1 protein-coding gene and 1 pseudogene are annotated in these 2,078 nt (G+C 38.8%); one reads left to right on the top strand and one right to left on the bottom strand.

Annotated features, from left to right (window positions below):
* Positions 1-870 precede the first annotated feature (870 nt).
* A complete protein-coding gene (locus VLN09_RS01030) occupies positions 871-1,284 on the top strand; it encodes a PaaI family thioesterase (protein ID WP_325243247.1) in 414 nt (137 codons plus the stop codon).
* 294 nt (positions 1,285-1,578) lie between these two features.
* Here the strand turns inward: VLN09_RS01030 and VLN09_RS01025 are convergent.
* Positions 1,579-1,821: pseudogene (locus tag VLN09_RS01025) on the bottom strand (transposase); the annotation flags it as partial.
* Positions 1,822-2,078: the final 257 nt, after the last annotated feature.

Below are 2,078 nucleotides of genomic sequence, written 5' to 3'. Positions count from 1 at the left end.
CTGAATTTTCTTAGATTAATCTAATAAATCTAAAGTATATATTGTATAGGAATCTTGAGAAGTTAAGAGTGAACTGCCCTGATATTATCGGGCAGTTCACTCTTAACTAATAATCCACCAATGCTTGAAATGCAAAGGCTTCGAGTGAAGGTTGTGCGGATTTTTCCTTGTATAGTCGATTCTAAATAAAGTAGATACATCATGTTTTGACGCGGCACTGGTATAAATTTTTCTGGCGTGCTGTGCCTGCGCAGACAGAGGCTGCAAAAAAAATCATTCCAGTTCCGCTGTATCGTTTTTATGCCGAGCTTACTATAGTATGCTTCGGATGTTTAGTATCTAGGCACGGGCGCTTTCAGGCTCTGCCATAATTAGCTTGCAACGCACATAAAAACAGGGTCGGCTAATGACGGTTAGCCGACCTTTTTGGTTGTGTTAGACTAACTAACTATCGCTTTTAGACACTGCTAAAGCATTGGCGTAAGCAAACAAAGCGGGCACACCGCGGTACTAAGCCCATAAAACAGGGAAGCTTCTCGAATGGTCATACCATTAGCTATGCTAGAAAGTACCTGTTTACGATAGTCTATTGAATAAGTCATTGTTTATTTCATTAAATACGATTGTTAATAGGATTGTATCGGTTTTATTTGGATTAGGCTGTAATGGCATCTACTACACAATGTAGACCCTGATATCATTAAGTCATTATAATAGCTAATAATTTTTCGTAATTTTAAAGGACGAAGAATACCCATCAGTTAAATGAAGTAGTACTATCGGTATTTAACGAAATATTGACAAATCAATGACCCTTAATGAGAAAAGTAGCTAGGTAACAACAAGGATCATTAACCCCTAGGAGTATGTATGTCTGCAACCAAAGAAGAGATAGTCGCCTTTATGGCATTAGAGTTTCCTCAAACCAAATGTGTGGTTGAAGCAGTAGGCGATAATAGTTCGACCTTATCACATGATATTGGTATAGACGAGCTGCGTCCTGGTGGAACCGTCTCTGGCCCTGTATTGATGAGCATTTCTGATGTAGCGCTTTATGTGGCGATACTGGGTAAGATTGGCATTGTACCGTTGACAGTGACGACGAGCCTTACCATCAATTTTTTGCGTAAACCATCATCAGAAGCACGTATTATTGCTGACTGCACCTTGCTAAAAGTAGGTCGAACGCTCATCATAGGTGAGGTTTCTTTATATTCAGAAGGCTCTAGCGATTTGGTCGCACATGTTGTTGGCACATATTCCATACCTCCCAAGAATGATTAAGCCGCTTTCTTATATTTGAGATTCGTGTGCGTTGTTTTATTCGTTTTTTCTCTGCGTAATATAAGGAGATTAGGGTCTTAATCCCTGCATATCACTGAGAGGAGTATGAAGCATATTACCTATATTTCTGAAAATAAAGACTGGACTGAGTAACAGTGGTCAGATAAAAAACTGCGGTCATTTGTTAGGGCGTGTCCTCAATTCAATCGATGGACATCTAAGTGGGCTAAAAATGGCTAAATTTTGTCAAACATCGTCAAATAGCTGGGTAATATCCCGATACAGGCGCTATAGCTTTTTTATAATCTCTTCCTGCATCTGAGATTTTAAGCTTAAATCAGCATACATCTGTTTGAGTCTGCGGTTTTCTTCTTCAAGCTCTTTTAGACGCTTTACATCAGAGGCTTCCATACCACTGTATTTGGACTTCCATTTGTAGAAGGTTGAACTAGCGATACCGTATTTACGGCATAGCTCTTTGGCAAGTAACCCTGCATCAGCTTCTTTTGGTAACCCTCCTAAGCATAAGACACTTATCCAATAGAATTAAGCTGCCTGGTTTAGTTTTTGCATTAGCGTAAAACCGCCATTACCCATATTGGGGTGTTCATAATTATAGTGACCTATGCTGTCAAATCCGTATACATTAACTTGTGAGATTTTGATTATGTATCCTAACGATGAAGGTCAAACTAAATCAGTTTCTATGCTTTGTAGCCCAAAACCACTTAATAGTTGTCCTAAATTAGTTGACCACTACACTTTTCTTAAACACAGTCTAAATTTATTAGACT

Origin of the sequence: Psychrobacter sp., assembly GCF_035469765.1 — a bacterium.
GTDB lineage: Bacteria > Pseudomonadota > Gammaproteobacteria > Pseudomonadales > Moraxellaceae > Psychrobacter.
The sequence above is the reverse complement of the archived record's forward strand: the minus strand, read 5'-3'. Positions and strand labels throughout refer to the sequence as shown.